This window comes from Microbacterium sp. A20 (assembly GCF_004794515.1).
Taxonomy (GTDB): Bacteria; Actinomycetota; Actinomycetes; order Actinomycetales; family Microbacteriaceae; genus Microbacterium.
This window is the reverse complement of record NZ_SSDF01000034.1, coordinates 1-4,496: the sequence shown is the minus strand read 5'-3', so window position 1 is coordinate 4,496 and position 4,496 is coordinate 1. Positions and strand designations below refer to the sequence as shown.

Annotated in this window: 3 protein-coding genes; all 3 read right to left on the bottom strand. The window is 63.5% G+C overall.

Annotated features, from left to right (window positions below; translation table 11 throughout):
* Positions 1 to 192: 192 nt before the first annotated feature.
* The gene (locus DW298_RS01670) at positions 193 to 2,001 is read right to left on the bottom strand and encodes a hypothetical protein (RefSeq protein WP_136040782.1); all 1,809 of its coding nucleotides are present in this window, start codon (positions 1,999 to 2,001) and stop codon (positions 193 to 195) included.
* A gap of 954 nt (positions 2,002 to 2,955) precedes the next feature.
* Complete coding sequence (locus DW298_RS01665; RefSeq protein ID WP_136040781.1) at positions 2,956 to 3,471, bottom strand: hypothetical protein; 516 nt, start codon at positions 3,469 to 3,471, stop codon at positions 2,956 to 2,958.
* Between the two features lie 173 nt (positions 3,472 to 3,644).
* Positions 3,645 to 4,136 (bottom strand): hypothetical protein, encoded by a 492-nt coding sequence (locus tag DW298_RS01660; protein WP_136040780.1) that lies wholly within the window; start codon positions 4,134 to 4,136, stop codon positions 3,645 to 3,647.
* Between the last annotated feature and the right edge of the window lie 360 nt (positions 4,137 to 4,496).

The window sequence follows — 4,496 nt, the reverse complement described above, 5'->3', positions numbered from 1 at the left end:
CGACCCTCATCGTGGTTCTCACAATGCCCCCTCAGTCTACGAATCGCTGACGCCCGGTGATCGGGCCTTACTCGTTCGTCCTCCGGCGACCCGCGTGATTCGTCGATTCCCGTATTCGAACGCGGTCAGGCGTCAGGCGCTGCTGAGGGTGGCGGCCGGTCGGTTGGGCCGCCACCCTCAGCAGTGCTGTGCTTAGACGGGGCAGGTGTTGGAGCCGACCTGGATGACCTGATAGAACGGGCCGTCGTTGACTTCGTAGGCGGTCAGTGGACCGGTGAGTGCGACCTGGCTCCACCCGTTCTGCGTGGAGTGGGTCCATACCCGTCCCAGCGAGTCGACGGCATTCAAGCGGAGCTGATTCGATCCAGATCCATTAGCGTCCCACGCATCGACGATCGTGGCACCGCCGAGTTGCGCTGGGCTGGGCTGGTTCTTCGTGAGAGGGGTGAGGATTCCGCTGGAGTTTCTGGCGTAGTACAGCGCGCCGTCAACGACTCCCAGCACGTAGTGGCTTTGGGCATTGCTCGTGTACAGCAGCCCGCGGAGGTCGACGCCGGCCAGTGCGCCCGAGGCGTTGACGATGTCCTGGTTGTTCTGGAAGTAGAACGCGCCGGCCTCGTTGACGAATCCGCGCGATACCCCCTGAGCGTGAATCTGCGGTGAGTACCGTGAGGTGATGTATCCGGCGATCGGTTCAGCAGGACTGGTGAGGCCTGCTGGCTGCACTCGGGTCGCGGTCGTGGAGAGCGAGTTGCTCAGAGAGTATGCGAGACCATCCGCCCCGATAAGTGTCGTGCCGCCGCCGGTACCGAGGGCGCCTACCCAGCTCTTGATCGGTGTCGGGAATCCGGTGATCGCCGTCCAAGATACGCCCTTGTTGGTCGACAACCACAGGCGCCCATCGGCGGTCTCCACCTGGAGCGCGCTCCAAGAACTGGTTGTGACCATCGCGGCACGGACGATTGCTCCGCCTGAAGGGGGGTTCGGAATAGAGGTGGCGGCGACCGGTTGGGCCTCAGCGTCGTCAGATCGGATGTAGTACCCCTGCCCGTTTAGGACGAGGTAGCTCCCGGTGTAGTACGGGGATTCTCCTCCGTAGTTGCCACTCAAGATATCCAGATCGGCGACAGAGCCCGTGAGCCCGGTGTTCTGAAATTTGAGGGTATCTGACGTGTATGCGCCGGTTGAGTGCGTGCGGTTACTCGCCACCCAGATCGTGTTATCAGCGAGGGTGACCAGAACCTGCGAGCCCGCAACACGGTAACTCTTCACCTTGAAGTTCGCGGGCAAGCCGATCGTTCGCATCGGCACAGCCGTGATGGGCTGGATTTGATTATTCGGATCCGTGGGGAACAGCACGTAGAGGTCCCCTCCGTTGCCCGCGGCAGAAGCCGTGACCGCCGTCGCCGCCGAAAGCGCGTTCCACTGCCCAGCGATCGAAAGCGGACCACTGGACGCGGGCGCCTTGATCGCCGGCAGGGTGATCGAGCCCGAAGGATCCGTGAGCAGAACTCGGGGCGAGGGCTGACCATCGACGAACGTGTACCCGGCGGGGAGCGCTATGGAGACGGCGGTGCCCGCCGGAGGCGGTGTCGTTCCGTTCGTGGTCGCGGTGACGACGACATTGTCCAGCGTTCCGCAGCCCGACACCGTATATGCCGCCATCGCGAACTGGAGAGTGGGCTCAGCCGTGGAGGCGGCCGCCAGTGGCGTGGCCACGGCGACCGCGACAACGGGTAGCGCCCATGCTGCCCCGACCACGACCGTCCGCCTGAGCACACCACGTCCCTTCGGTTCTGCGTCCTGCGGCAACCTCGTTTGCGTCAATTCCTCAAGCACGTCTAATTTCCCTGTCTCGCATGTGTGGAGACGGCCGGTTACGGTCGCCTGCGGGATACATGCGTGTCGTTGATGAATGTTGGCGGGTCGCGCATTCATCTCATCGAGGAATGACGAGATGCATACCGCGTCGTCACGAAGGTCGTCGGCCTCGCTCTGCATCCTCTGCCTGCAACTCCGCCTGCGCTTGTCCTATAGTCCATGCCGTGGTGGACATTAGTCATAAGTAGAACTACGTACGGCTGGGTCCAGCACAGCACAGGCCCACCAATGAGACGCGACTTCCTCCGGTTCATTACGCGGGTCCTCGGATGAGGTGCCAGGCACCCCGTCGTGCGGGTGAATCGCCGGGTCGCTCGCTCGCTCGCGTTCGTCTCGACGAGCGGCATCGTCGCGGAGCACGTCCCGCGTGCGTTTTGGGCATAGACAGTCGCGTCCGCTGCGGCCCGCGCTGAGGGCGGTAGAGTCTGCGGTGACGTGCGCGCTAGGCACGCGACTCTTGAAACGAATCGAACCGGTTTCTGGCACCTACGTATACGTACGACCCCCACGCGCAACCGCGCGTGTGACGATGAATTTCGCGGCGGTGAGACATGGGATTCTCCTCGTCGCGCTGGGCATACACGAGGCCCAGGGGCGCCTCTTCATCTCCCTCCGGAGAGGCGCCCACCCTCATTCTTTCGGGAGCGCAGCCCCGCGATCCCATGAAGACGGAACGACTCGCGTAATACACCGAGCCGGCACGCGTCTCCGCACAAGGACGACCTTGCGTCCGGCCAGCGAAGGAGCTGATTCATGGATGACGCGACCCCCGATTGCTCGCGAAGGGAACTCTGCCGACGTCCAGGCGTCTTCGAGAGCGATGGGCAGGACATCAAGGTCGCGAGCGTCTTCTTGTGCGAAGACACCGGAGGTGTGCAGTTCCAGAAGCGCGTATGGGAGGTCATTGCGTCCCGGCAGGACCGCGACACCTCGAGTTGTTGAGTTCCACTCGGTGAGCAGTTCGCTCCATCGTTCCCGCGACCTGCGTACGAGGACCTTCTGATTCATTGTGATCTCCCCTGCGTTGTGGTGATGATGTCGATGCTCGGGTCCGAATGCCGGGCTACTTACCTTCTATGCGCGGTCGACCCTGGTCACCTGCGCCACTTCGCCTCGCGTGCGAGGTTGATCGGCGAATGCTCGTCGGCGGCGCTTCTTCCTGTCGACGCGCGTTAGAGGGCTTCCTGACCTCGCGTCAGAACTCGATGTCATCCTCCGTGGGCGGTCGCAGAGCAGGATGGGTCTGCGCAGCGGGCGCCTCGACGTACTCGTCGAGAGTCCACAAAGCAGTTCCAGAGGTGTGCCGGTGGAGGTAACCAATCCGTAGCGGCTCACAGAATCCCACTCACGGTCGCGGTCGGTGTACGGGATGTGCTGAGTAGCGAACTCGGCCAGCCGCGTTGCCCACGTGGTCGGCAGACCCGAGGGGATTCGGAGTTGCACGCTTGCGTAGAGTTCCTGCTCGTTGATGAGCGTGCGGACGCCGTAGTCGCTCCATTTGCCGACGCTGACCCGCGCGCAGGACAGCCGCTCAGCCAGTCGGGCATTGTCGAGGCGTTCGTTTCCGTCGAGTTCGTCGACCTCGGGCATGTGCGGAGCACCGATGTGGCATTTTGGTCTGATTGAGCGGGTCAGTCATCTTCTTCGTTCCGGGGGTGAAGTGGTTGTTGTGTGATCGCCCTATGCGCGGCGACCAAGCGACTGCATCGACGGTCAGATCACAGCGGCCGCCCCAATCGGTCAGGACGGCCCTGCCGCGGAGGTCAGCGCGTGTAGGCCCAGGCCGCGGTCGGTCCGAGGCGGCGCTTCACCGCATCCCAGAACTCGACATGGTTGTCGGCGAAGGGTCCGTCGAACGACTGCACCAAGATGTGGATGACGGCGTCGCGGTGCACACGGATTCGCGAGTCTTTAGCGGGCACACAACGTCCGAAGGCGTCGACGGAGGGCGCGGCCGCGACGAACTCCCGCTGGAGGGTCCGAGATGCCAACGCGTGGATGGCCTCGCGGCGGTCGATGCCACGCAACGAGAAGTCGAGCGCGGCCGCCCAGCGGTCGAGAACTCGGGTGGCGACGAACTGGTCGGCATCGGCCATATCGGAGAGGTCGAGGATGAGGTCACCCTCACCGATGAGCCGGTCACCGAGGTCGCCGTGGTGTCGGACCCAGGCTGGGACGCCTTCGTCGGAGAGGACGGCGGCGTGGCCAGGGACGGCATCGGCGATGACCTTCGTCAAACGGGCGAGGCGGGACATGGAAACCTTCTTTCGTCGGGGCTGCGCTGTCTGCGCTGGCCGCTAACGTGTCTATGCGCGGTCTCGCCCGCTCATGTGCACCGCCGACAGCGCAACGAGTGATAGGCGCTCGATGAGCAGGAGGGCTGTGGACTAGTCCGCGTTGAACGCGCCTAGAGCATTGCCCGCATAGGTGCCCGCATTGCTGCCCTCATTGCATTCGTTGCTACAACACGACGTCGTCTTCAAACTCGCCGCAGACCCAGTCAACGAGGGCATCAGAGGGGTGAAACGGGATAGCCCGGGATACTCGAACCGAAGTCAGGGGGTCAGGGGTTCGAGTCCCCTCAGGTCCACAACGAAACCCGCGAGAGATCGCGG